21 protein-coding genes and 1 pseudogene are annotated in these 24,800 nt (G+C 73.3%); 16 read left to right on the top strand and 6 right to left on the bottom strand.

Annotated elements, in window-relative coordinates:
* Nucleotides 1-6 precede the first annotated feature (6 nt).
* From ACWG52_RS08450 to ACWG52_RS08415, 8 genes are all read left to right on the top strand, one after another.
* Nucleotides 7-111, top strand: a complete 105-nt coding sequence (locus ACWG52_RS08450) for a DUF6893 family small protein (protein ID WP_389814025.1) — start codon at nt 7-9, stop codon at nt 109-111.
* Nucleotides 112-237: 126 nt separating this feature from the next.
* A complete protein-coding gene (locus tag ACWG52_RS08445; protein ID WP_389814028.1) occupies nt 238-633 on the top strand; it encodes a hydrogenase maturation nickel metallochaperone HypA/HybF in 396 nt (131 codons plus the stop codon).
* A gap of 3 nt (nt 634-636) precedes the next feature.
* Nucleotides 637-1,467, top strand: coding sequence for a hydrogenase nickel incorporation protein HypB (gene hypB, locus ACWG52_RS08440; protein WP_389814030.1), 831 nt, complete (start codon nt 637-639; stop codon nt 1,465-1,467).
* Nucleotides 1,467-3,788, top strand: coding sequence for a carbamoyltransferase HypF (gene hypF, locus ACWG52_RS08435; RefSeq protein WP_453128347.1), 2,322 nt, complete (start codon nt 1,467-1,469; stop codon nt 3,786-3,788). The genes hypB and hypF overlap by 1 nt, the downstream gene beginning before the upstream one ends.
* 72 nt (nt 3,789-3,860) lie before the next feature.
* A complete protein-coding gene (locus ACWG52_RS08430) occupies nt 3,861-4,232 on the top strand; it encodes a HypC/HybG/HupF family hydrogenase formation chaperone (protein ID WP_453128346.1) in 372 nt (123 codons plus the stop codon).
* The gene (hypD, locus tag ACWG52_RS08425) at nt 4,229-5,416 is read left to right on the top strand and encodes a hydrogenase formation protein HypD (protein ID WP_453128345.1); all 1,188 of its coding nucleotides are present in this window, start codon (nt 4,229-4,231) and stop codon (nt 5,414-5,416) included. The genes ACWG52_RS08430 and hypD overlap by 4 nt, the downstream gene beginning before the upstream one ends.
* A complete protein-coding gene (hypE, locus tag ACWG52_RS08420) occupies nt 5,409-6,470 on the top strand; it encodes a hydrogenase expression/formation protein HypE (RefSeq protein WP_389814041.1) in 1,062 nt (353 codons plus the stop codon). The genes hypD and hypE overlap by 8 nt, the downstream gene beginning before the upstream one ends.
* Before the next feature lie 369 nt (nt 6,471-6,839).
* Nucleotides 6,840-7,091, top strand: a complete 252-nt coding sequence (locus ACWG52_RS08415; protein WP_161292112.1) for a DUF3325 family protein — start codon at nt 6,840-6,842, stop codon at nt 7,089-7,091.
* 17 nt (nt 7,092-7,108) lie between these two features.
* Here ACWG52_RS08415 and ACWG52_RS08410 read toward each other — a convergent pair whose 3' ends face one another.
* Nucleotides 7,109-8,365 (bottom strand): cation:proton antiporter, encoded by a 1,257-nt coding sequence (locus ACWG52_RS08410; protein ID WP_389814044.1) that lies wholly within the window; start codon nt 8,363-8,365, stop codon nt 7,109-7,111.
* A 6-nt stretch (nt 8,366-8,371) separates the two neighbouring features.
* Entirely contained in the window at nt 8,372-8,842 is a 471-nt protein-coding gene (locus ACWG52_RS08405) for a TrkA C-terminal domain-containing protein (protein WP_030388404.1), read from the bottom strand.
* A 289-nt stretch (nt 8,843-9,131) separates the two neighbouring features.
* Here ACWG52_RS08405 and ACWG52_RS08400 point away from each other — a divergent pair, with 289 nt between their 5' ends.
* The 5 genes from ACWG52_RS08400 (at nt 9,132) to ACWG52_RS08380 (ending at nt 14,063) form a co-directional block, all read left to right on the top strand.
* Nucleotides 9,132-10,106: a HAMP domain-containing sensor histidine kinase gene (locus ACWG52_RS08400; protein ID WP_389814048.1), complete on the top strand. Its 975-nt coding sequence runs from the start codon at nt 9,132-9,134 to the stop codon at nt 10,104-10,106.
* Nucleotides 10,103-10,768, top strand: coding sequence for a response regulator (locus ACWG52_RS08395; protein WP_389814051.1), 666 nt, complete (start codon nt 10,103-10,105; stop codon nt 10,766-10,768). The genes ACWG52_RS08400 and ACWG52_RS08395 overlap by 4 nt, the downstream gene beginning before the upstream one ends.
* 153 nt (nt 10,769-10,921) lie before the next feature.
* Complete coding sequence (locus tag ACWG52_RS08390) at nt 10,922-11,812, top strand: peptidoglycan DD-metalloendopeptidase family protein (RefSeq protein WP_390137064.1); 891 nt, start codon at nt 10,922-10,924, stop codon at nt 11,810-11,812.
* 74 nt (nt 11,813-11,886) lie between these two features.
* The gene (locus ACWG52_RS08385) at nt 11,887-12,666 is read left to right on the top strand and encodes an FHA domain-containing protein (protein ID WP_389814057.1); all 780 of its coding nucleotides are present in this window, start codon (nt 11,887-11,889) and stop codon (nt 12,664-12,666) included.
* Nucleotides 12,663-14,063, top strand: coding sequence for a serine/threonine-protein kinase (locus ACWG52_RS08380; protein WP_389814242.1), 1,401 nt, complete (start codon nt 12,663-12,665; stop codon nt 14,061-14,063). The genes ACWG52_RS08385 and ACWG52_RS08380 overlap by 4 nt, the downstream gene beginning before the upstream one ends.
* Before the next feature lie 68 nt (nt 14,064-14,131).
* On the opposite strand, the gene ACWG52_RS08375 is transcribed toward ACWG52_RS08380, so the two are convergent.
* On the bottom strand, nt 14,132-15,967 hold the full coding sequence (locus tag ACWG52_RS08375) for a TerD family protein (RefSeq protein WP_389814060.1): 1,836 nt from the start codon (nt 15,965-15,967) through the stop codon (nt 14,132-14,134).
* A gap of 177 nt (nt 15,968-16,144) precedes the next feature.
* On the opposite strand from ACWG52_RS08375, the gene ACWG52_RS08370 reads away from it, so the two are divergent.
* Nucleotides 16,145-20,776, top strand: coding sequence for a HEAT repeat domain-containing protein (locus tag ACWG52_RS08370; protein ID WP_453128342.1), 4,632 nt, complete (start codon nt 16,145-16,147; stop codon nt 20,774-20,776).
* Between the two features lie 48 nt (nt 20,777-20,824).
* Here the strand turns inward: ACWG52_RS08370 and ACWG52_RS08365 are convergent, their stop codons facing one another.
* Complete coding sequence (locus ACWG52_RS08365; RefSeq protein ID WP_389814068.1) at nt 20,825-21,748, bottom strand: phosphotransferase family protein; 924 nt, start codon at nt 21,746-21,748, stop codon at nt 20,825-20,827.
* Nucleotides 21,749-22,099: 351 nt separating this feature from the next.
* Here ACWG52_RS08365 and ACWG52_RS08360 point away from each other — a divergent pair, with 351 nt between their 5' ends.
* Together ACWG52_RS08360 and ACWG52_RS08355 are read left to right on the top strand one after the other, a co-directional pair.
* A complete protein-coding gene (locus tag ACWG52_RS08360; protein WP_389814071.1) occupies nt 22,100-22,498 on the top strand; it encodes a hypothetical protein in 399 nt (132 codons plus the stop codon).
* Nucleotides 22,499-22,506: 8 nt separating this feature from the next.
* On the top strand, nt 22,507-22,905 hold the full coding sequence (locus tag ACWG52_RS08355) for a hypothetical protein (RefSeq protein WP_390169253.1): 399 nt from the start codon (nt 22,507-22,509) through the stop codon (nt 22,903-22,905).
* Here the strand turns inward: ACWG52_RS08355 and ACWG52_RS08350 are convergent.
* Nucleotides 22,895-24,154, bottom strand: a complete 1,260-nt coding sequence (locus ACWG52_RS08350; protein ID WP_453128340.1) for an erythromycin esterase family protein — start codon at nt 24,152-24,154, stop codon at nt 22,895-22,897. The two genes, ACWG52_RS08355 and ACWG52_RS08350, sit on opposite strands and share 11 nt — an antisense overlap.
* A 299-nt stretch (nt 24,155-24,453) precedes the next feature.
* A pseudogene (locus tag ACWG52_RS08345) lies at nt 24,454-24,639 on the bottom strand (CorA family divalent cation transporter); the annotation flags it as partial.
* Between the last annotated feature and the right edge of the window lie 161 nt (nt 24,640-24,800).

The following is a 24,800-nucleotide window of genomic DNA, read 5'->3' as shown; positions in this document are numbered from 1 at the left end:
ACATCCATGAAGAAGGCCTTCATCGGCGGGGCCGCGGTCGCCGCCCTCACCGCCGTCCTGCTGCAGGTCCTCCCCGACATCCGCCGCTACCTGCGCATGCGCCGGATGTGACACCGCCGCGGGCGCGGCCGCCGGCGCGGGCGCCCGAATGGCGTACGGGGCGTGCCGCGCACCGGCGTGCCCGACCGCACGGACCCCGTCCCGCCGGTTCAATGAGCCCCGGCAGGACGGAGTCCGATGCACGAGATGTCGATCGCCATGGCCGTCGTGGGCCAGGTGGAAGAGGCGGCCCGGGCGGGTGGCGCGCAGGCCGTCACCTCCGTACGGCTGCGGGTCGGTGAGCTGGCGGGCGTGGTGCCCGACGCGCTGGCCTTCTGTTTCGAACTGGCCTGCGCCGGAACGGTCCTCGAAGGCGCCGCACTCGTCACGGAGTCGGTGGAGGCCCGCGCCCGCTGCGGCTCCTGCCCCGACACCTGGGCGGTGGGCATGCCCCCCGAGCTGTGCTGTCCCGGATGCGGCAGGGCCACCGAGGTGGAACTGCTGTCGGGCCGTGAGCTGGAGATCCTCAGCGTGCGCTGGGAAGACGGCCCCGCCGGTGCCCGTACCCGCGAACCGATTCCCGAGGAGGCCTGAACCATGTGCCGAGTGGTCGATCTACGGCAGGCGGTACTCGCCAAGAACGACGTCGCCGCCCAGGTCCTGCGCACCGAACTCACCGCCCGCGGAACGACGGTGGTCAATCTGCTCTCCAGCCCCGGCAGCGGCAAGACGGCGCTGCTGGAGCGCGAACTGCTCCTCGCGCGGGAGCGGGGCGTGGCCGTGGCCGCGCTGACGGCCGACCTGGCCACCGAGAACGACGCGGTACGACTGGCCCGTTCGGGCGTACCGGTCAAGCAGGTCCTCACCGACGGGCTGTGCCACCTGGAGGCCGCGATGCTCGGCCGGCACCTGGACGGCTGGCTGCCCGAGGACACCCGGCTGCTCTTCGTGGAGAACGTGGGCAACCTGGTCTGCCCGGCCGGATACGACCTCGGGGAATCGCTGCGGGTGGTGCTCGCCTCGGTGACCGAGGGCGAGGACAAGCCGCTGAAGTACCCGACCGCCTTCGGGCTGGCCCAGCTGGTGGTGGTCACCAAGACCGACATCGCGCGGGCCGTCGAATTCGACGAGGCCGCCTTCCGCGCCAACGTCGAGCAGGTCAATCCCGGTGTGGAGATCGTCCTCACCTCGGCGCGCGCGGGCGACGGCCTGGGCGTCCTGCTCGACCGGGCCCTGGCGGCCGGGTCGGGCGCGGGGACGCACACACCGGTGATGGCCCGTCAGCAGCACGGCCACAGCCACGAGCACGGACACGACCACGACCACGACCACGAGCACGAGCGTGACCACGACCACGGCCACGACGAGGGCGGCCACGATCACGAGCACGAGCACCCGCACGTCCACACGGTCGCGCAGACCCGCTGATGGAGGCGGTGCAGCGGCGCCGGATCACCGTCCGGGGCGTGGTCCAAGGCGTCGGCTTCCGGCCCTACGTCTACACCCGCGCGACCGGGCTGGGCCTGGCCGGGCACGTGACCAACACCCCCGAGGGCGTCGTCGCCGAGGTCGAGGGCGCCCCGGCGGCGGTGGTGCGGTTCTGCGAACGGCTCGCCGCGGACGCGCCCCCACTGGCCGTCGTCGACGCCGTCGACCACTGGGAGGTGCCCGTCGCGGGCGGCACCGGATTCACCATCATCGCCTCCCGGACCGGCGGCCCCGCCCGCACCCTCGTCTCCCCGGACGTCGCCACCTGTGCCGACTGCCTCGCCGAACTGGCCGACCCGGCCGACCGGCGCCATCGGCACCCCTTCATCACCTGCACCCACTGCGGGCCGCGCTTCACCATCGTCACCGGGCTGCCGTACGACCGCTCCCACACCACCATGGCTCCCTTCCCCATGTGCCCCGACTGCGCCCGCGAGTACGGGGACCCGGCCGACCGCCGCTTCCACGCCCAGCCCGTCGCCTGCCCGGCCTGCGGCCCCCGCCTCAGGCTGCTCACCGGCCGTCCGCCCCGCGAGCGCGCCGGAGCCGACCCGGTGGCCGGGGCCCGACGCCTCCTGGTGGCCGGGGCGATCCTCGCCGTCAAGGGCCTGGGCGGCTACCACCTGGCCTGCGACGCCACCGACGCGGGCGCGGTGGCCGAGTTGCGCCGGCGCAAGGCGCGCGGGGACAAACCCTTCGCCCTGATGGCCCGGGACCTCGCCGACGTCGAGCGGTTCGCGCACATCGGCCCCGAGGAACGGGCCCTGCTCACCGGCGGCGTACGGCCCGTCGTGCTGCTGCGCCGCCGCGCCGGTACCCACGGCCCGGAGGGCGTCGCCCCCGGCTGTCCCGACCTCGGCGTGATGCTCCCGTACACCCCCGTCCACCACCTGCTGCTCGGCCTGCCCGGGGATCCCCCCGGTCCCCGGCTGCTCGTCATGACCAGCGGGAACCTCTCCGGGGAGCCGATCGTCACCGACGACGAGGCCCTGGAGCGGCTCGCCGACCTCGCCGACGGCTGGCTCACCCACGACCGCCCCATCCACGTGCCGTGCGACGACTCCGTGGTGCGGGTGTGCGACGGCGAGCCGCTGACCGTACGGCGCTCGCGCGGGTACGCCCCGCTGCCGCTGACCCTGCCGGTGCCCGTCCCCGCGAGCCTCGCCGCGGGCGGGGACCTGAAGAACACCTTCTGCCTCGGCGAAGGGCGCCAGGCCTGGCTGTCCGCCCACATCGGCGACATGGACGACCTCGCCACCCGGTACGCCCTCGAAGGCGCCGAGCGGCAGCTGGAGTCCATCACCGGCGTCGCCCCGGTGCTCCTCGCCGCAGACCGGCACCCCGGCTACCGTTCGACCCGGTGGGCGGAGCGCGCCGCGGGCGCCCGCCCGCTCGTCCGCGTCCAGCACCACCACGCCCATATCGCCTCCGCCCTCGCGGAGCACGGTCTGGACGGGGGCCGCCCGGTCATCGGGGTCGCCTTCGACGGCACCGGCTACGGCGACGACGGAGCCGTCTGGGGCGGCGAGGTCCTCCTCGCCGACTACGCCGGATTCACCCGGTTCGCCCACCTCGCCTACGTCCCGCTGCCGGGCGGCGACGCGGCCGTGCACCGCCCGTACCGGATGGCACTGTCCCACCTGCGGGCCGCGGGCATCGACCGGAGCCCGGACCTGCCCTGCGTGGCCGCCTGCCCGCCGGGGGAGATCCAGCTGCTGGAGCGGCAGTTGGAACGCGGGCTGAACTGCGTCCCGACCTCCAGCATGGGCCGCCTCTTCGACGCCGTCTCCTCCCTGGCCGGCATCTGCCACCTGGCCGGCTACGAGGCGCAGGCCGCGATCGAGCTGGAGGGCGCCGCCCTGGGTGCGCCCGAAGCCGATCCCGGACCCGGCTACGCCTTCGACCTCCGCGCGGCGCCCGACCCCGACGGCGGGCCGGTCACCGCCGATCCGGCGCCCGTGCTCGCCGCCGTGGTGGCCGACGTACGCGCAGGCACGGACCCGGCACTGATCGCCGCCCGGTTCCACAACTCCGTCGCCGCCCTCGTCGCCACGCTCTGCGCACACGCGCGCGAGCGGCACGGCCTGGACACCGTCGCCCTGACCGGCGGGGTCTTCGCCAACACCCTGCTCTCGACGGAATGCGCCCGCCGACTGCGCGCGGCCGGCTTCACCGTCCTGCGGCACGGCCGGATCCCCCCGAACGACGGCGGGCTGTCCCTCGGCCAGCTCATGGTGGCCGCCGCACAGCACATGCCCTGAGACACGCCCTGACACGGCCCCTGACACGGCCCCTGACAGGGACCCTGACACACCCACAGCAAGGAGAGACCCATGTGCCTGGCGGTGCCCGGCAGAGTGCTCGACATCGGGGAGAAGGACGGCACCCGCATGGCCACCGTCGACTTCGGCGGTGTGCAGAAGGAGGTGTGCCTGGAGTACCTGCCCGACCTCCAGGTGGGCGAGTACGCCATCGTCCACGTGGGCTTCGCCCTCCAGCGCCTCGACGAGGAGTCGGCCAAGCAGACCCTCGAACTCTTCGCGCAGCTCGGCATGCTCCAGGAGGAGTTCGGAGACCCGTGGGAGCAGGCCGCCGCGGTCGGCGGCGACCCCTGGCCCTTCACCGACGACCCCGACCTCGAACCAGGGCCCGCGTCCGAGGCGGCGCCCGCCCACGCCGCACCGCAGGAGGAAGGCCGACCGTGAAGTACATCGAGGAGTTCCAGGACCCCGACCTCGCCCGTCGGCTGCTCGACGACATCCATGCCACCGTGACCCGGCCGTGGGCCCTGATGGAGGTCTGCGGCGGCCAGACCCACACCATCATCCGGCACGGCATCGATCAACTGCTGCCGGAGCAGGTCGAGTTGATTCACGGACCGGGCTGTCCGGTGTGCGTCACCCCGCTGGAGGTCATCGACAAGGCGCTGGAGATCGCCTCCCGCCCCGACGTGATCTTCTGTTCCTTCGGGGACATGCTCCGGGTGCCCGGGACCGGTCGCGACCTGTTCCAGGTGCGCAGCGAGGGCGGCGACGTACGCGTCGTCTACTCCCCGCTCGACGCCCTGCGGATCGCCCAGCAGAACCCGAAGCGCCAGGTCGTCTTCTTCGGCATCGGCTTCGAGACCACGGCGCCGCCCAACGCCATGACGGTCCACCAGGCGAAGAAGCTGGGCATCCCCAACTTCAGCCTGCTGGTCTCCCACGTGCGGGTGCCCCCGGCGATCGAGGCGATCATGCGGTCGCCGAGCTGCCGGGTCCAGGGCTTCCTGGCCGCCGGGCACGTGTGCAGCGTGATGGGCGTGCGCGAGTATCCCGAACTGGCCGCGCGCCACCGGGTCCCGATCGTGGTGACGGGCTTCGAACCGCTGGACATCCTGGAGGGCGTACGCCGGGCCGTGCGGCAGCTGGAGCGCGGCGAGCACACCGTCGACAACGCCTACGCGCGCGCCGTACGCCCTGAGGGCAACCCGGCCGCCCTCGCCATGCTGGAGGACGTCTTCGAGGTCACCGACCGGGCCTGGCGGGGCATCGGCGTCATCCCCGACAGCGGCTGGCGGCTGTCGGAGCGCTACCGGGACTTCGACGCCGAACACCGCTTCTCCGTCACCGGGATCAACACGCTGGAGCCGGCCGAGTGTCGCAGCGGCGAGGTGCTCCAAGGGCTGCTGAAACCGCACGAGTGCGAGGCCTTCGGCACGCTGTGCACCCCGCGCAGCCCGCTCGGCGCCACCATGGTCTCCAGCGAGGGCGCCTGCGCCGCGTACTACCTCTACCGGCGGCTGGAGCTGGGCACCGTGCCCGCGGCCAAGGCCGCGAACGCCGCGAACCCCGCGGTGACCGCCCCGACCGCAGCGAGCGCCCCGCTGGAGGCGAGCCCCGTTGTCTGACACCGCACTCGACATCACCGGCTGGACCTGCCCGGCCCCGCTGCGCGACCGCCCCCGCGTGGTGATGGGCCACGGCGGCGGCGGCGCGCTCTCCGCCGAGCTGGTCCAGCACCTGTTCGCCCCCGCCTTCGGCGGCGACGTCCTGGCCCAGCTCGGGGACTCCGCGGCCGTCTCCCTGGGCGGGGTCCGGCTGGCCTTCTCCACCGACTCGTACGTGGTGCGGCCGCTGTTCTTCCCCGGCGGCTGCATCGGCGACCTCGCGGTCAACGGCACCGTCAACGACCTCGCCATGAGCGGCGCCCGAGCGGCGTACCTGTCCTGCGGGTTCATCCTGGAGGAGGGCGTCGAGATGTCGGTGGTGGCGCGCGTGGCCGAGGCCATGGGCGCGGCCGCGCGGGCCGCGGGCGTGGAGGTGGCCACCGGCGACACCAAGGTCGTGGAGGCGGGTCGCGGGGACGGCATCTACCTCAACACGGCGGGCATCGGGATCATCCCCGACGGGGTGGACCTGCGCCCGCAGCGTGTCGTCCCCGGTGACGTCGTCATCGTCAGCGGCGAGATCGGCCTCCACGGCGTGGCGATCATGAGCGTCCGCGAGGGGCTGGAATTCGGCGTGGACATCCGCAGCGACTGCGCGGATCTGGGCGGCCTCGTGCGGAGCATGCTCGCGGTCACCCCCGACCTGCACGTCCTGCGCGACCCCACCCGGGGCGGGCTGGCGGCCTCCCTCAACGAGATCGCGGCCGCCTCGGGCACCGGCGTCGTGATCCAGGAAGGCCGTGTCCCGGTCCCGGCGGCCGTCGCGAACGCCTGCGCGATCCTCGGACTCGACCCGCTCTACGTGGCCAACGAGGGCAAGCTGGTCGCCTTCGTGCCCCGCGAGCACGCCGACGCCGTCCTCGACGCCATGCGCGCCCATCCGCTGGGCCGGCACGCGGCGGTGATCGGCGAGGCCGTCGACGCGCACCCGGGCCTGGTCGTGGCCCGCACCGCCCTCGGCGGCACCCGCGTGGTCGACCTGCCGATCGGGGAGCAGCTGCCGCGCATCTGCTGACCGGTGCGCAAGATGGGTGCCGGCCCCGATGTGCGGGGCCGGCCGGGCGGGCGATGCTGAGGGTCTCCGCGAAGTCCCCTTCCGGTCGGCGCCGGGAGCCGGAAGGCGCCCCGCGGACCCGCAGCGCCCGCGGACCCGCAGCGGCCCGCGGACCCACAGCGCCCGGGGACCTACGGAGCCCACGGACCGCAGGCCCACGGACCGCAGGGCCCGCGGAGCCACGGTGCCCGCCGCCGCTTCGCGGACCTGCCCCGGACGACGAACACCCCCTGCGTCTCGACGGCGTCGACGCGGAGCGGCTCGTGCCCTCGGCAGCGCATCCGCACCCGCACCCTCGCCCTCGCCCGGCCCACGGAAAGGAGCGGGGCCATGCCGGCATCCCACGACACGAGGACCACCGGTCCGAAAGCCCCGGCCGGGCCCCGGCCCCGCCGGCGCGCGTACCGCCGGGCCGGCGCCTGGCTGGCCGTGGCCCTGGGGGTCTGGGCCGCGGTGGCCGGGGCAACCCTGCCCAACGGGCTCGTCCTGGCGGCCGGCCTGGTCGTGGCCGCCCTGGCGGTCAACCGGCTGGGCGCGGAGCCCCGTACGCACCGCCGGGCGAAGCCGATGGCCCCGCCCTGATCGGCGGGACCCAGCCGCTACGGTCGCCCGGCCGGATCCTGGTCGGGAGCCGGCTCCGCGGCGCTCTCCGGGGACCTGGCGGGGGAGGGCACGGCGGGGAGCAGCGGGGCGCGCACCGCACGCCGCTGCCTGAACCACGCGGCCAAGGGCTCGGTGTAGCGGGCGGTGAGCGGCCCGATCACCACGAGGATGAGCACGTAGGCGGTGGCCAGCGGCCCGAGGGCCGGTTCGATGCCGGCGGTGACGGCGAGACCGGCGATGACGATCGAGAACTCGCCGCGCGCGACGAGCGTGCCCCCGGCCCGCCAACGGCCCTTGACCCCGACCCCGGCCCGCTTCGCGGCCCAGTACCCGGTGGCGATCTTCGTGCAGGCGGTGACCAGGGCCAGCGCGAGCGCCGGCAGCAGGACGGGCGGAATGCTCGCCGGGTCGGTGTGCAGGCCGAAGAAGACGAAGAACACGGCGGCGAACAGGTCCCGGAGCGGGCTGAGCAGCGTGTGCGTACCCTCGGCCACCTCACCGGACAGGGCGATGCCGACCAGGAACGCGCCGACCGCGGCGGAGACCTGCAACTGCTGGGCGATGCCCGCCACCAGCAGGGTCAGGCCGAGGACCACGAGGAGCAGCTTCTCCGGGTCGTCGCTGGAGACGAAGCGGGAGATGACCCGGCCGTAGCGGACGGCGACGAACAGCACCGCGCCCGCCACCCCGAGGGCGATCGCCAGGGTCAGGCTGCCCGCCGCGAGACCGACCCCGGCCAGCAGCGCGGTGACGATCGGCAGGTAGACGGCCATGGCCAGGTCTTCCAGGACCAGCACGCTGAGGACGACCGGGGTCTCGCGGTTGCCGAGCCGCCCGAGGTCACCCATCACCTTGGCGATGACGCCCGAGGAGGAGATCCAGGTGACCCCCGCCAGGACCACGGCGGCCACCGGCCCCCAGCCCATCAGCAGCGCGGCGATCGCGCCCGGTACGGCGTTGAGGGTGAAGTCGACCAGCCCGGCCGGGTACTGGGTCTTGAGGTTGGAGACCAGGTCGGTGGCCGTGTACTCCAGACCCAGCATCAGCAGCAGCAGGATGACGCCGATCTCGGCGCCGATGGCCACGAACTCCTCGCTCGCGCCCATGGGCAGCAGTCCACCCGTGCCGAAGGCGAGACCCGCCAGCAGGTACAGGGGTATCGGGGAGAAACGGAAGCGGCCGGCGAGCCTGCCCAGCAGACCCAGGCCCAGGATGATGGCACCGAACTCGATCAGGAAGACGGCGGAGTGCACAGGCGATCACTCCCGTCCGAGTATGGAGGCGGCCGCGTCGACGCCCTCGCGGGTGCCGATCACGATGAGCGTGTCCCCGCCCGCGAGCCGGAAGTCGGGCGCGGGGGAGGGGCGGGCCTCGGCCCGGCGCAGGACCGCCACGATGGAGACGCCGGTCTCCGTCCGCATCCGGGTCTCGCCCAGCAGCCGGCCGTTCCAGTGCGAGTGCGCGGACAGCTCGATGCGCTCGGCGACCAACCCGAGGTCGGTGGTGTGCAGCACGTTGGGGCTGTGGTGGGCCGGCATCAGGGCGTCGATCAGCGAGGCGGTCTCCGCCCCGGTCAGGTGCAGGGACTGGGCGCACGCGTCGGGATCGTCCGCGCGGTAGATGTTCACCGTACGGGTCCCGTCGCGGTGGGCGATCACCGACAGGTGGCGGTGCTCGCGGGTGGTGAGGTCGTACTGGACCCCGATGCCGGGCAGTGGCGTGGTGCTCATCCGTGGAGCAGGCACAGCTCTGTCCCCCCTTGCCTCGTGTTCGACGGTGGTGCGGCGCGGCCCACGGAAGACGGGTTCCGGCTGCCGCGCGGGCTCATCGTGCCATCTCGTGCAAGGGGCCGGATATGGGTGTCGGCACGGATGGACAAGGCCCCCGCCGCACGACAGGCTGAGGCGGGGACACCGGTCCCACCGCAGGTCACCGCAGGTGCGTGAACGCATCGACGGGGATAGTGGAAGCGAGCGGTCCGCCGGAGCGGCGGACCTCGGAGCGAGAGGAAGGACGCCCGTGTCGCTGTACTGGCGGATCTTCCTGCTCAACGCGGCCGTCCTCGTCACCGCCGTCCTGCTGCTGCTCGGCCCGGTCACCGTCTCCACCCCGGTCCTCTTCGGCGAGGCCGTGGTGCTGCTCGCCGGGCTGGCCGCCATGCTCGTCGCCAACGCCGCCCTGCTCCGGATCGGCCTGGCACCGCTCGGCCGGCTGACCCGCGCGATGAGCGCCGTCGACCTGCTGCGCCCCGGCGGCCGGGCACAGGTGGAGGGCCCCGCCGAAGTGGCCGAGCTGACCACCTCCTTCAACGCCATGCTGGGCCGCCTGGAGGCCGAACGGGCCGGCAGCAGCGCCCGCGCCCTCTCCGCCCAGGAAGCCGAACGGCGGCGCATCGCCCAGGAACTGCACGACGAGGTCGGCCAGACCCTCACCGCGGTCCTGCTCCAGCTCAAGCACGCCGCCGACCGCGCCCCGGCCCCCTTGCGGGAGGAACTCCGCCAGGTGCAGGAGACGACCCGCACCAGCCTGGACGAGATCCGCCGCATCGCCCGCAGGCTGCGCCCGGGAGTCCTGGAGGAACTCGGGCTGCACAGTGCCGTACGCGCGCTGACGGCCGAGTTCACCAGCGGCTCGCTGACCGTGCGGCACGTCATCGGCCCCCATGTGCCCCCGCTGGACGAGGCGGCCGAACTCGTCGTCTACCGGGTCGCCCAGGAGGCCCTGACCAACGCCGCCCGGCACGCGGGCGCGAGCGAGGTCGAGGTGCACCTGTCGGGGCGACCCGACGGGGCGGTCCGGCTCCTGGTCCGCGACAACGGCCGGGGCATCGGCGCCGTCGGCGAGGGCGCGGGGATCCAGGGCATGCGGGAACGGGCCCTGCTGATCGGCGCCGACCTCGCCATCGGGAGCGGCCCGCGGGGCGGCACCGCCGTCCGGCTGGACGTACCGCCCGTCACCACGGCCGCCGCCGCGAGCACGGAGGACACCCCTTGACCGATGCCGAGCGTCCGCCGACCCGTGTCCTGCTCGCCGACGACCACGCCCTCGTACGGCGCGGGGTCCGGCTCATCCTCGACGCCGAGCCGGACCTGACGGTGGTCGCCGAGGCCGGGGACGGAGCGGAGGCCGTCGCCCTGGCCCGTACCGGGGAGGTGGACCTCGCCGTCCTCGACGTGGCGATGCCCCGGATGACCGGACTGCAGGCCGCCCGGGAACTCTCCCGGCTGCGGCCGGAGCTGCGCATCCTCATCCTGACCATGTACGACAACGAGCAGTACTTCTTCGAGGCGCTCAAGGCCGGGGCCGCGGGCTACGTCCCCAAGTCGGTCGCCGACCGCGACCTGGTCGAGGCGTGCCGGGCGGCGATCCGGGACGAGCCGTTCATCTATCCCGGGGCCGAGACCACCCTCATCCGCAACTACCTCGACCGGGCCCGCCAGGGCGACCCGTTGCCCGCCCGGGCCATCACCGAGCGCGAGGAGGAGATCCTCAAGCTCGTCGCGGAGGGCCACTCCTCGAAGGAGATCGGTGACCTCCTGGTCATCAGCGCCAAGACGGTGGAGCGCCACCGGGCCAACCTGCTCCAGAAGCTGGGGATGCGCGACCGGCTGGAGCTGACCCGGTACGCGATCCGGGTCGGGCTCATCGAGCCGTAGGCCGTGCCGTTCCTTTCGGCCGGCCGGCGGTAGCAGCCCGTCGCCCGCACCCCATCCTCGTAGCTACGAGGTGGCGCGGTGCGGCCCCCGACCCCAGCATGACGCGGGAGACCGCCCGTCCGGGCGCCGTCCGAGGGGCCGGGAGGGGAAGACGTGCTGCGGTATCCGAACAGCAGGCTGTGGGCGGTGGTGCTGATGTGCTGGGCGGGACTGGTGTGGGCAGGTACGCCCGCGCCGGCCGCGGCCGCGGCCGGCGCCGCCGCCCCCGCCGCCGCCTCCGTGGCGGCGAAGCCGCCGTTCCAGCTGCCGTTCCCGTGCGGGACCACCTGGCAGCTCAACACCTGGGGCCACGACCCCGCGCTCGACATGGTGGTGGAGGGCAACACCGGCTCCGACGCCCTGCCCGTCCTGGCGTCCGCCGCCGGCACGGTGTCCGCCACGTACTGGACGAACGGCTCGGGCAACACCCTCCAGATCAACCACGGCAACGGCTGGTTCACGGCCTACTACCACCTGAAGGACGACCCGGCGACCTACGTCAAGAAGGGCGACCCCGTCCAGCCGTCCACGCGGATCGGCCGGATCGGTACCACGGGCGCCTCCCAGTGGTCCCACCTGCACTACGAGCAGCGCTACCTCGCCTCCGGCGACTTCACCGACGAGAGCCACCGCGTCCCGGCCCACTTCGACGGGATCGAGTACTCGGGAACCGCGAAGGAGTGGCCGAGCGTCACCAGCCGCAACTGCGCCGGCACCCCGCCCCCGGCCTGGCAGGACTGCCCGCCCGGCCACGTCTGCTTCTACTCGGGGGCCGACGGCACCGGTACCGTCTGCCGGTCCGCCGTCGACGAGCCCCGGAGCACGTGCGGACTGCGCCGCTCCTTCTTCAACAACGGCACACCGCAGCCGGGTTACGACCACGTCCAGGTGTACTTCCGGGAGGGCGGCAGCGCCTGCCTGCACCGCGGCTGGGACGAGGGACGCGGGAACCTCCCCGCCGGGGGCCGGACGATCGACCGTTTCCAGTGGCGCGGGGAGTGCTGAAGACAAGCCATTGTTGTGGGAATGATTGATTCCGCCGGCTAGCCTTCCCCTGCACCTCCGGGGAAGGAAGCAGCGTGAACAGCATCATCGTGGTTCCGGGGCCCACCATGTCCCCGACCGCACAGATCCGCCTGGCACCGGGGCAGACCCTCCGGTTCGGCCGTGAGCCCGCCCCCCACCCGTACGGCGCCCGGGCGGGCGGGGGCGGCCCGCACACCCTGCGGGTCCCGCACGCCGGCGTCTCGCGTTCGGCGGGGGAGATCGGCGCCACCGCGACGTACTGGTCGCTCAGCAACTTCTCCCGCTCGGCGACGTACGTGGTCGAGAACCCGGAGGGCGCCGGCGAGCACATCAAGGTGGGCCCCGGCCGGCTGGACGCACCGGTCCCCTTCGAATTCGCCCGGCTCGTCCTGCCCGCCGGCTCCGAACTGCTCACCCTGGACGTCTGGGCGCCGCGCCACGACTACGCCGACCGGGACGCCCCCGGCGAGCCCGACGGGGAGCCGACCGTCGTCCCCTTCCCGCTCGACCGCTCCAGCCGGTACTTCCTGGTCCTCACCGCCCTCTGCGAGCCCAGGTTGCGCGGCGCACCGCACGCGCCCCTGCCCACCGTCGAGCAGGTGGTCGAACGGCTGAGACCGTCCTGGGCCGCGGCCAACCGCGCCGCCGTGCAGTGGAACATCGACTACCTCGCGGTCAAACTGCGCCTCAAGCCCGGCCCCGACACCGTGGATCCGGGACCACGGCTGGTCGGCAAGAAGGAGACCCTGGTCTCGCTGGCCCTGCGCTTCGACCTCGTCCGCGAGCAGGACCTGGCGGCGCTACCGGCCGCCCCGACCGGTACCGCCCGCTGACCGGGAGAGCCGGGCACCCCGGCGCACTCACCGTCCCGGCCGGCTACCGGGTCGGCCCCTGGGTGGTCGGGCACCTGCTGGGAGCCGGCGCCTTCGGCAGCGTGTACGCCGCCCTGCGCGCCGAACCCGAGCCGGCGCTGCCCGGCCGGGCCGCCCTCAAGGTCCTGCCGACCGGTACCCGCACCCCCCGTCAGTTACGGCACCTGCGCGAACTCGCCGAGCGCGAGACCGAAGTACTGCGCCGGGTGCGCACACCCCGGCTGATCCGGCTGTACGAGGTGCTCACGGTCGACGACCCCGGCCGGCCCGAACTCGACGGCGCCACCGTCCTCGTCCTGGAGGAGGCGGCGGGCTCCCTGGACTCCCTGCTGGCCGACGGCGTGCCGCGGACCGGACCGGCCCTGCTCGCCCAGATCTGCGAGGGGCTCGACCAACTGCACGGGGCCGGCTGGGTGCACGGCGACCTCAAGCCCGGCAACGTACTGCTGATGGCCGACGGCACGGCGCGGCTGGGCGACTTCAACATGGCCGCCGAGCTGGAAGGCACCCACGCCTACTCCCCGGCCTTCGCCACGCCCGACTACACCCCGCCCGACCTGCTCTGGTCGGAAGTCGGCGAACGCGGTACGAAGATCCGCCCGTCGGCCGACGTCTGGGCCTTCGGGGTCCTCGCCCACGTCGTCCTGACCGGGGCGCTGCCGCTGCCCGGCGGCACGCCCGCCGCCCGCCGGGACGCCGCGCTGCGCTACGCCAGGGGAGCGGAGGAACTGCGCCTGTCCCCGGAACTGCCGGAGCACTGGCGGGACATCGTCCGCGACTGCCTGGCCCGAAGACACGAGGACCGGGCCGCGCACACCGCCGCGTCGCTGCTCCGGAGGGTGAAGGCGGCGGCCGAGCAGGTACCCACAATCTCCTCACCCGCCCCACCGGCCCCATCCGTTCCCCCACCGGCCCCACCGGTTCCCCCACCACCCCGGCGGCGGGGCCGCGCGCTGATCGCGGCCGGCACGGCGGCGCTCGCCGGCCTGGGCGCCCTCTGGGCCTCGGGCCTGTTCCACCTCGGTGACACCACCGGGGCATCGGGGTACGACCGGTGCTGGCGCGGAGCGGTCTGCTTCTTCTCGCAGGAGGACGGCCGCGGCGAGATGTGCTCCTGGGTCGACGGCGGCGCCGACTGGATCGAGGGCCCGGCCCCCTGCCCGTGGACGGCCCGCACCGCGCCCCGTTCCGTCTTCAACAACGGGTTCGACCTCACCGAGGGGGCGTCCAAGGTCGACGTCGTCTACTTCGGCCGGGCGGCCCAGCAGGAGCTGCTGGGCTGCGTGAAGGTGGGGACGAGGACCAACCTGAGCGGCACCGTCCGGCCGCGCTCCCACGCCTGGGTCCCGAACTGCTGAGGGCCGACCCGGCCGGATCCCGGCCGACCGACCGAGCAGTTCGAGCCAAACGCCGGACCGCCCCGGCGCTACGCGACCTCGATCCCGTACCCGCGCACGAGTGCTTCGAGACCGTGGTCGTAGCCCTGCCCGACGGCGCGGAAGCGCCACTGCGCGCCCCGACGGTAGATCTCGGCGAGCAGCAGGGTCCGTTCGCTGGTGGTGCCGTCGAGGGTGGCCTGCGCGGTGGCCTGCGCGTCACTGCCGGGGGTGAGGCTGATCTGGACCGCCCCGACGTTCCCGAACGTGGCCGTACCGTCGATGGCGGCGGCGATGGCGATCCTACGGGCGGCAGGGGGCAGCGTGGCGAGGTCGATGGTGATGCTCTGCTCGGTCGGGCCGTCGCACAGGAGCCGAACGGCTCCGTCCGGGCTTTCGGGCGCGCCGTAGAAGACGAAGTCCTCGTCACAGGAGACCTGTTCGTCCTCGTCGAGGACGAAGGCGACCACGTCGATCTCGCAGTCCGTCCGCCGCGCCCAGGAGGCAACGAGGTGCCAGCGGCCGGCGGTGGGCAGGGCCGGGAGGTCGAGGACTCCGCCGCGCGGGAGGACCTCGGTCGTCGACGCGCCGGCTCCGAGGGGGGAGTCCACCGGCTCGGGGGCCGGCGTCCCGAGCCACGCGGGGTCGTGGACCGGTAGCCCCAGGGAGGTGACGCGAGCCATGCGGCGATCGCTCTCACCGCCGGGCAGGAGCACGATGTCGGTGACGCTCGCCGACAGGTTGATCGCGGCGGCCCCGCCCATCTCCACGACACGGGCCCGGGAGGCGGCCGCCTCCTCGTGGGTGCCGCCCAGCACCAGGACCCGGCGCCGCCCGAACGGCTTCGGGGCGGGCCGGGGCTCGGCCTGCCTGGGCACGGCCTGTCGGGGCACCGGGGCCGTAGCCGTAGCCGCAGCCGTGGCGGGAGGCTGCGCGGCGACGGGAACCTCCGGCGCGTGCTTCTCGTGGGGCGTTCCGGGACGTACGTCCGCCAGCAGCGCGAGGAACGCGTGCTCGTCGAGGACGGTGACCCCCTCGGCCACCGCCCGTCGGGCCTTCGCGGAGAGCGCGTTCGCGTCGTTCGTGACGAGGACGCTGGTGTGACGGCTGACCGACGTCATCACGTTCAGGCCGCTCGCGACCGACCGGGCGACGAGCTCGATCCGGGCGATCTCCGTCTCACCCGTCACGGCGATCTTCATCCCCTGGACGAGCGGATCGCCGGGCTTCAGCGGGCCCGGGTTCCGGTACGCGCACGGGGCCTTCGGCAGCTTCGGTGCGAACCGCGGGTCCTGCCGAGGCGGGCAGGGCACCAGGGGGAGCTGCAGGTCCAGCCGTACGGCCTCGGCGAGCGAGGCGCGGAAGATCCCCGCGAGGACACGGGTGTCGTCGAGCGCGTCATGGGCCCTGGTCTGAGGTACGCCGTAGTGGGCGGCCAGGGAGGCCAGGCTGAGGTCGGCGGTGGGCGGCTCCACCCGCCGGTTCAGGGCCAGGGTGCACAGGCGCTGGGTGACGGGCAGGTGGAGCCCGGCGCGGGCGAACTCGTGGGCCAGGAAGTCGTAGTCGAACTGCGCGTTGTGGGCCACCAGGACCCGGTCCTGAAGGAGCGCGCCGATCTGCTCCGCGACCTGGTCGAAGGTGGGAGCGTCCCGCAGCCGTTCCGCGGTGAGCCCGTGGACGTGCACGGGGCCCGGATCGCAGCCCGGGTTCACCAGGGTGGTGAAGTCCCCGGTCGGCGCACCGTCCGGCCCGAAGGTCAGCACCGCGATCGAGAGGACCCGGTCGCGCCGTGCGATCAGTCCGGAGGTCTCGACATCCACCAGGGCCCAGTTGTGCGCGTAATCGGGCAGGCAGGAGACGTCGAGCGCCGCGGATACGGTAGTCATACGGGCAATGATCGACCGGACGCCGTCACCGATTCAAGCCGAATGGCCATTTCGAGCCGGGCACCGGCCGGGGGCGGGTCGGGCGGGAGGCGACGCGGCCGGCGCACCGACGCGGTGCGCGTCGCCTCGGGCGAATCCCGTTGGTGGGGCGGGGAACGACCCCGTTAGCATCCGACGATGATCACGCCGGCGGACCAGGACTTCCACGATGCGCTGCGCCGAGCCGATGTCGCTTGGTTGACCGACCGTCTCGACGCGCGGAACTGCCCGCCGGCCGTCCTCGGCCCCCTCGTCCGGCACGACGATTCCCGCGTACGGCGTCTGGGACTGGCCCTCCTCGACGAGCGCGTCACCTCGGGCCGTACGGGCGACGACACCGATACGGCCGAACTCGCGAGGCTGCTGCCGGTGGTGGTACAGGGACCGCCGGAGGAGGCGCTCGTCCTGGCACGGCTCCACGAACGACTCGGGCCGTACCGCCGAGGGCTCCGCCGGCCGTCGTGGCGCACCGTCGACCTGCCGGCCGGCGTGCGGATCGCCTGGCTGCGCGCCGAGATCCTCAACGAGCCGACGGTGATCCGGACGGAGCGACCCGGCGAACCGCTCTACCAGGCCGTGCGGGGAATGACCGTCACCCGCGCGCACCGGCCCGACCACCTCGTGAACGAGCTGGCGGACAGCGGCGATCCGGTCCTGCAGGCCGCGGCGCTGCGGCTGGCCCGGCAGGGGTTGCACGCCGGCCTGCTGGCTCCCGCACGGGTCCGCGCGTGCGCGGTCGGCCTGCTCGGTGTCGACAGCGCAGCCGTCGTCGCTGCCGCGGTGCGTGAACTCGCCGAGCCCTGGGCGGCGCTGGACCCGCTGCCGGCGGCGCGACTGTCCCCGCTGCTCGCCGCGGACCCGGTGCTCGCACGGCCCGAGGTCGCCGAAGCCGCGATCACGGCCGCCGCCCACCACGGGCACCGCGACCTGCTGCGCCAGGTCGTCGACGATCCCGATCTGCCACCGGGCCTTCGGCGGCGCGGGATGGAACTGCTCGGCGACCTCGCGGACCGCGGTGACATCGGCGCCTTGACGACCGTCGCCGCACGGGACCCGCTGCTGTTCGGTGCGCCGGCCGTGGCATGCCTGCGCGGCCTCCACCGACGCGGGCACTTCCCCGACGCGGCGCACGTCCCCACCGTCATCGGCCTCGCGTTGGCCGATCACTCGATCCCACCCCACGAGATCGCGACGATCCTGTTCACCTCCCGACAGGTGATGTTCCGGGCGCTGGTGGATACGGACGTGGACGATCCGAGCTGGCCGCGGCGGCTCGCGCTGCTGGTCGCCCTGGCCGAGCAGGGGGCGCAGGAGCTGCCGATCGGGGACACGATCACCCGACTCCTCCCGTCGACCGCCCGGCCGGGACCGTTTCTCGACGCGATCCGCGCCCTGCGCCACACGGATGCCGAGGACGCCGTGCTCGCTCTCCTGCCCTCCCGTCCGGCGGCGGCCCTGGAGGCCCTGGAGGCCATCGGCGGGCACCGGACCACGACAGCGCTGAGCGAAGGACTCGGTCTCGCCACGGCGGAGAGCATGGGCGTGATCGCACCGCACCTGCGCGCGGTACGCCACCACGCCCTCGACGTGCTGTGGCATCTGACCCACGATCCGGCACAACGACGTGCCCTTCTCGTCCGTCTCGATCCCACCGACCTGCCGACCCGCATCGCGGCGGACCTCGGTGGCCCGGACGAACGGGAACTGGCCCTGCTCGGTTCCCACCTGGACCCGAACCGGCCGGTCGCGGCCTTGTGCCGACTGGCCGCCCACGGCGGCGCCGGCACGCTGCCGGTCATCGCGGACCTGCTCCGGCGCATCGTGGCCGAGCTCGCCGCGTCCTGGGAACCGGGCGGAGCCGCCCCGCGCGGCGAAGGCGGCCGACCGGGCGGGGAACCGGTGGTGCCCCCGGAGGTCCTCGACGCCGTGCGCGACCTGGGCCGTCGGCTCCACGAGCGGAGACGGATCAGGCCGTCCTGCCTCCTCGACGCGGCGACCGCACGCGAGGCCGGAGACGTACTCGTCGCGACCATGGGCCTGGATCTGCTGGACCGGCCCGGACTGTCGAGCGGCGAGCGGGCGATCCTGCTCGAACTCCTGCTCCGGGCCCCGTACGCGCGTACCCGGATGCGGGTGCACCGCCTGCTGCGGGACCGCGACCGGCACGTACGCAAGCACGTGATCGCGTTGCTCGCCCGCGACGCCACCGGGGACGACGCGCAGGCGTTGTCGGCCACCTTGATCGCACTGACCACCGCCGACGACATCCAGACCGTCCGGCAGGCGCTGCTCGCACTCGGCCACGCGCGGGCCCGCTGGGCCTCCACCGCGATCGCCGCCTGTCTCGACCATCCGAACATGAACATCAAGAAGACCGCCGCCGACGTGCTGGTCCGCGTGGGGACGCCCACGACCGTACCGGCACTGCTCCTGTGGCTCGGGCGCCACCACAATCCAGGGCTGCGCGGCTCGCTCGTCGCGGCACTGCGCGCCATCCTCGGCGAGGCGTACCCGGCGACCGTCCTCGCCGCCGCCGAACACAGCGAGGACGACCGCGCCCGGGAACTGCTGCTGGTGGGCCTCGACCGCACCCTGTCGGCGCGCTCCGTCCTCGCCCTGGACGACCAGGCGGCACGGGTCGCACCGACCCTGCTCGCCCTGGTGGCGGCCGGCCGGGTCCGCCTCGCTTCCGGGACGATCGAGCAGCTGACCGCGGCCCTGCACGCGCACGGCATCACCCCGCCCGCCGCGCCGGAGCCGGCGGCGGACATCGAGGACGACCCGGAGGTGAGGTCGCTCACGACGCGGGGCTGGAACCCGTCGGTCGCGCTCCGCGTGGCCGAACGCCATCAGCGGACGCACCCCGCGCGGTTGCGGGTGCTGCGGCCCATGCTGCCGGACTGGCTCCGGTTGGCGGACTCCGAACCCGACGCCCGAACCCGCGTCCTGGGCCTCGTCCTGCGCCTGTGCCCCGGACCCTGGACGACCGAGGAACTGACGGCCTTCGCCCGGTGCACGGGGCTGCTCCTCGACACGCTCGCCGAGGCCTCGGACGGAGACCGGCACGACCTCGTCGCGGTACTCGAAGCGGTCGCGCCTACCCTGCCGGCGGCTCTGAAACCGGCGGTCGTCGACGCGGTACGCGCGCTGCCCCCCGGCCCCGCGAGCCGCTCCGTACCGACACTGCTCCGCGCCCTGGGCGCGGTGCCGGTCCGGGCCGACCTGGAACAGGCACTCGCTTCGGCCCGCCGCGGCGCCGATCCCTGGCAGGCCGAGACCGCTGTGCTGCGCGAGGCGTTCGCCGCCCCGGGGCCCCCTGCGCCACCCCCGCCCGCCGAGGCCCAGGCGTGGCGGGTCGCGCTGGACGCGGCCGTACGCACGCCGAGCGCCCTGGAACGATTCCGGCAACTCCGCACCCCGCACGAGGGCGTCCCGGGCTCCCGGGACCGGCTCGCCGCACTGATCGATGTGTACGCCGGCGCCGCCCCCGAGGTCCGACCCGCCCTCGTCGACTGGATGACGGACATCCAGCCGCTCGACGCACCCCCCTGGACCATCGCCGAAACCACGCGGGCGCAGCGGCAGGGGCTTGCGCGGGCGCCGCGGAGCGTGCGCGTCGCCGACCTCGACCAGCCTCGTTCGACCGCACAGCGGGAACGCCTGCTCGCCATGGTGCGGGCACCCGAAGCGGAGCACCGGCACACCGCGGCCCGGGCCCTCCTGAAGTGGCCCGAGCCCGAGGCCAGGCTTCCCGTGCTCCGGGCGTTCCTACGAGGCCACATCGACATACCCGTCGGCGCCGACCTGGCCCGCACACTGGACGCCATCGGCGAGACGGAACTCCGCGCGGACGACATCCTGCGCGACCGGGTCGCCCTCGTGGCGAGCCGGCTCGACCCGCGCGACCTGGAACCGCTGGTCCCGCTCCTGCTGGAATGGTGGGAACACGAGCCGGCGCCCGCCCGTTCCGCCGCCGGGCGGACACTGGGCCTGGTCCCCTCCGACGTGGTGGCGGAGCACCTGGGCGAGCGGCTCGACGCCGGCGCCTGGGGCTTCCTCGACCTGCTCCGCGGACGCCCCCTGCTGCGCACCCCGGCGCTGACGCGGATCCGCCACCGACTGCGCGCCGAAGGCCGTGACGACCTCGCGGACTCGCTGCTCCTCGTCGAGGGCCCGCTGCGTCGCCCGGACGACGCCGCACGGCAGGACGCCGCGGCGCTGGCGAGCCTCCGCGACCCCGCACCGGCCGCGGCGACCCGGGCGTCGCAGCCCCCGTCCCGGCAGCAGCTGTTGGACCAGGCCCGTACCGGTGACCCGGTGCGGGTACGCCGAGCGCTCGCGCGACTGGTCGAGGGACACCGCGGCCCCGACCCCGATCAGGACCCCCGACTGCGGGACCTGATCGGCGAACTGCTGCGTCATCCCAAGCCCAAGGTCCGCCTCCACGCCCATCGGACCTCGCGGGCCGTGCTGGACCGGCAGACCTACCTGCACCACACCGCGATCCTGCTGCACGACCCCCGACCGGACCTGGTGCTCACGGCGATCCGGACCCTCTGTCACGCGAATTGGGCGCCCGCGCTCCCCGCATTGACCGGACTGCTGGAGCACTCCCATCCCGTCGTCCGCAGGACGGCGGCCCAGGGGCTCGTCGACCTGGGCGAGCGGGCGATCCCCCCGCTCACCCACGCCGCCGTCCACGCCCGCCCCGACAGACGATCCCGCTACACAGCGGTGCTCGAACAGATCAGGACCGCCGAGGACGGCTAGGCGGCGCGGAGGGAGGGACGGCGGCCGGGGAGGGCAGGTGTCGTGCGGTCACTCGGTGCCGAACCACGCCTCGGCGAGCGAGTCGAGGGTGGGCTCGGGCGGTTCGGGCAGGTCTTCGAAGTACCGCGGCAGGTTGCTGTAGACGTGGAGCAGGGTGTGCGCGAGGAGTTCGCGCGGGTCGAATGCGTGTCCGTAGGCCTTCATGACCCGTCCCAGCAGGCGGGGGTCGCCGCAGGACACGTACAGGCCGACGCCGACGAAGTCGTAGGCACGATCGCCGATCATGGCCGGTTCGAAGTCGATGAGTCCGGTCAGCCGCCAGTCGTCGGGATCGACGATCAGGTGCTGCCGCATGACCTCGGTGTGCAGCAGGGAGCGGGGCCGGTCCGTGGCGAGCGGGACGGAATCCAGGAAGTCCGGGATCTGCTCCAACCATCGCTCCGGCAGGTTCCGTTCGCGCTGTCGCCCGACGGCTCGGGCGCGGCGCTCCGCCAGGGCGGTGTCCCAGTTCTCGGGCCCCAGGACATCGGTGAGGGGCGCGGGGTCGAGCGAGTGCAGGACGGCCAGGGCTTCCCCGACCTCGGTGGCGATGCGGTCGCGCTCGGCTTCCGGAATCCGCGGCCAGGCCTTCGCGAGGCCTTCCCCGGGAAGCTGGGACATCAGGACGTAGCGCCACCCGTTCTCGTACTCCCCGAACTCCACCAATTCCGGTACGGGGATCGGCAGACGTCCCTGGAGGTACTCCAGAACCCGGTGCTCGGTGAGCGCGTCCTCGACCCACATGCGCGGAAAGAGCTTGAGGACGTGCCGGTCACCGAGCGCGTAGACCGGTTCCGAGCCGTCGGCGTACCTAACGGGCCGGACATCGGCGAAACCGAGACGGGCACAGAGGTCTTCCACGCCGGGCCGGAGTGCTTCGTCGTCCGGGATGACGGTGTCCCACTGTTCGTCTGTGTCCACGGCAGGCAGCATGGCCATCACCGTATGCGAGGGCGATGCGTCGGTAAAGATCTTCAGTGGACGCCCGGTGCGGGGCGGGCCGGCGGCCTCCATGACCGGCCCACAACATGCCTCGAAGCGGGCGTGCTCATCGCGTTCACGCCGGTCGGCGCGATGTGTCCGCGGCGAGCGAAGGACCGTTGCCATCGGTGAAGCCCAAGGCGCAAGCGAACGAACGGCTTTCAGGACGCCGACCACCGCCTCACGGCGATCGCATCATCCTCTCCCGAGGAAACCCGTCGACAAGGACGGTTGCCGGAGGATGGTCCTCCCCGTGTCGGAAGGAATACGACCCGAATGGAAATGATCGGTTTCTACCGGGAGATGGACCCGGAGAACGCTGCCGTGTTCCGCGAACCCATCGAGGACAAGGTGCGGGATCGGACGCCCTACCCGAAGGCTGAGGTCAAGCGATACCTCGACTCCGGACACCCGATCTTCGACATCATGGAGTCGACGATCGATGTCATCGAGGGCACCTTCCGCGTGCCCGGCGGATCGTCGCTGCTGTCCGACGGCCGTTTCGTCTGGCGCGTGGACCTCGCCGCTTACATCGAGCGGTACAACCTCGCACTTCCGGCGGAATTCGTCGAGCATGCCGGCGGCCACGGATTCTCGATGCCTGCTGAAGACCTGCCGACCCTGCGCGCCGTCTCCGAGGCGGCGTCGAGCGCCCTGGGGTTCCGCGTACCCGGCGCATCGGGTGCCCGCCTACCCACTTGAGTTCCGGCATGTCCTCGAAGCCTTGGGAGGGCATGCTCGCGACCGTGGGGGCGCGGCGGCGCGACGACTCGCGCCCGGACGCCCTCGACGTCAAGCGGCTGCGCCGCCCCCGCCCACAGGACTGCCGCCGGCCGGAAAGGGAGGCGGCCCCGCACGTCCGGACGAGACCGGGGGAAGACGATCACCAGGATGAGCAGGAGGCAAGGGTCCCGATGAATCCGTACGCCTACGTGCCCGCCGACGATCCGCTCTTCGGCGCGGTCCGGATCGAACTCGACCACGAGGCCGGGGCGCTGGACGTGCGCGGGGACGGTCTGCCGCCGGTCGAGATCCGGCGGGCCCCGCACACCGTGCCGGAGAGCCATGTGCCGATCGGGACGCGCGACCCCGAGCACCTCACCCCGTGAGCGAACCTCGGTCCTCCACCGGGGGCAGCAGGTGGGAGCAGGTCGAGCGGGCGACGAAGGCGATGCCGTCGTAGTCCTCGGCGGGGACGAGCGGTGCGGTGTTCAAGCGGTACAGGAAGGGTTGGACGTTGGCGCCGAAGCTGCGCTGCGCGTGCGGGGCGTGAAGCCAGGACGCGGCGTCGGCGGCGGAACCGGCGGCGCGGAGGTCCGCGTAGAAGTCGCCGGGTACCGCGTGCGTGAGTCTGGCCTCCAGGGAGCGCATGCCGGTGCCGATGCGGTGGCGGATCGGCGGGCGCCGGAGGTCGGTGCCGCGGCGGGCCAGGAAGGAGCCCTTGCCGAAGAGGAGGGCCAGCGCGTAGTAGGCGTCGCCGTACCGTTCGCGGAGTCTGCTGCCGAGGGCCGGCACCTGGTCCCCGTACGTGCCCTTCGCGATGTGCCCGTTGTGTGCCCAGACCATGACGCGCGGACCAGGGTCGTCGTCCACGAGCCGTGCGACGGCCTCGGCCATGTAGCGGTCACGCGCGGCGTACACGCCGTCCTCGCCGGCCGAGGCTGCCAAGGGCAGGGTCACCAGGTCGGCGGCGCGGACCAGGATCCGCGCGTGTTCCAGCACCTCTTCGGCGTCGTCGCCGGGACCCGACCGTTCGACGTGGTCCGCGACGAGGCGCGCGACCTCCTCGGCGCGCCGCATCAGGGCCTTGTCCGGGTCCGGAAGCGAGCCCGGGCGGGCCCGCGCCAGTACGCCCACGTCGCCGACGCGTCCGGCCTGATCGGGCGCAGCCCGGAGCAGAAAGGCGGCGACGGCCTCGACCGAGTCGGCGCAGAGCTGGGGGTCGGTTCCCACGAAGCGGATCCGGCGTCCTTCCGGCAGGTCGCGGTTGTGGGCGCGCAGCCACTCGACGAGGTCGACCATCTCGCGGGTGCGCCAGGTCCAGAAGCCCAGCCTGGCGACAAGCCGTTCGGGGGAGCCCACGCCGTACCGGACGTACGCGTCGAGCGCGCGGGCGGCGGACTGACTGGCCTCCATGGCCAGGGTGGTGAACCCCTCCTCACGGACCAGGAACTCCACGATGCGGTGCTTCAGCCGGAAGAACTCGGCCGTACCGTGCGTGGATTCGCCCAGACCGACGATCCGTGTCTCCCGCAGTGCCTCGCCCAGGGGCTTCAGATCCTCCACCGGCGCGCCCGGGGTCAGGGTGCTCAGGGGGTTGGCGTGCTCGTTCAGCCATCGGGCGATGTCGTCGGGCACCGTCTTGCCTCTCCTCACCACGTGCGGGAGGCGGCCCACGGTCGCGCCCCGGCCTCCCGCACCCGTTCATGGGCCAGTTGGTCGCTTCCCGGCAGGCCGCGAGGATCTCCTGAAGGTCCCGTTCGGCGTCCGGTCGGCCCTGCCCGGAATACACTCCCGCGACGCCGACGACAACTTCCTCCACCCCCGCCCGAGCGTATTCGGCCGGCTGCGCGGCGATGTGCCCGGACATCGACGCGCTACGGGCCGCTTTCAGGTGTTCGCAAGAGCCAGGTCGATCAAGGGTGCGGATGCACGGTCTACAGCCAGTCGCGCTTCTTGAAGATGACGTACAGGCTGACGCAGACCACTGCCATCAGCAGGATCGCGAAGGGGTAGCCGCCTGCCCACTTCAGCTCCGGCATGTCCTCGAAGTTCATGCCGTAGATCGTGCCGACCAGGGTGGGGGCGAAGAGGATGGCGGCCCAGGCGGAGATCTTCTTGAAGTCGTCACCCTCACACCGCTGACCTGCGTAAATCGGCTGCACGAGTGGTCTGACCTGGAGTGATCGACGTTTCCGAGTCTTTCATCCTGCTGCCCGTTCATGCAGCCGATTCTCCCCAGCCGCCCCCCCCAGCGAGGCCTCATTCCCCCCAGATTCCCCCC

The organism is Streptomyces sp. CLCI03, assembly GCF_053615355.1.
The sequence above is the reverse complement of the archived record's forward strand: the minus strand, read 5'-3'. Positions and strand labels throughout refer to the sequence as shown.

Coding starts and splice junctions, on each gene's coding strand:
- ACWG52_RS08360 (WP_389814071.1), top strand. CDS start 22,100: ATGGACCCGGAGAACGCTGCCGTGTTCCGCGAACCCATCGAGGACAAG.
- ACWG52_RS08405 (WP_030388404.1), bottom strand. CDS start 8,842: ATGAGCACCACGCCACTGCCCGGCATCGGGGTCCAGTACGACCTCACC.
- ACWG52_RS08370 (WP_453128342.1), top strand. CDS start 16,145: ATGATCACGCCGGCGGACCAGGACTTCCACGATGCGCTGCGCCGAGCC.
- hypB (WP_389814030.1), top strand. CDS start 637: ATGTGCCGAGTGGTCGATCTACGGCAGGCGGTACTCGCCAAGAACGAC.
- ACWG52_RS08450 (WP_389814025.1), top strand. CDS start 7: ATGAAGAAGGCCTTCATCGGCGGGGCCGCGGTCGCCGCCCTCACCGCC.
- hypF (WP_453128347.1), top strand. CDS start 1,467: ATGGAGGCGGTGCAGCGGCGCCGGATCACCGTCCGGGGCGTGGTCCAA.
- ACWG52_RS08365 (WP_389814068.1), bottom strand. CDS start 21,748: ATGCTGCCTGCCGTGGACACAGACGAACAGTGGGACACCGTCATCCCG.
- ACWG52_RS08355 (WP_390169253.1), top strand. CDS start 22,507: ATGTCCTCGAAGCCTTGGGAGGGCATGCTCGCGACCGTGGGGGCGCGG.
- ACWG52_RS08375 (WP_389814060.1), bottom strand. CDS start 15,967: ATGACTACCGTATCCGCGGCGCTCGACGTCTCCTGCCTGCCCGATTAC.
- ACWG52_RS08430 (WP_453128346.1), top strand. CDS start 3,861: ATGTGCCTGGCGGTGCCCGGCAGAGTGCTCGACATCGGGGAGAAGGAC.
- ACWG52_RS08445 (WP_389814028.1), top strand. CDS start 238: ATGCACGAGATGTCGATCGCCATGGCCGTCGTGGGCCAGGTGGAAGAG.
- ACWG52_RS08415 (WP_161292112.1), top strand. CDS start 6,840: ATGCCGGCATCCCACGACACGAGGACCACCGGTCCGAAAGCCCCGGCC.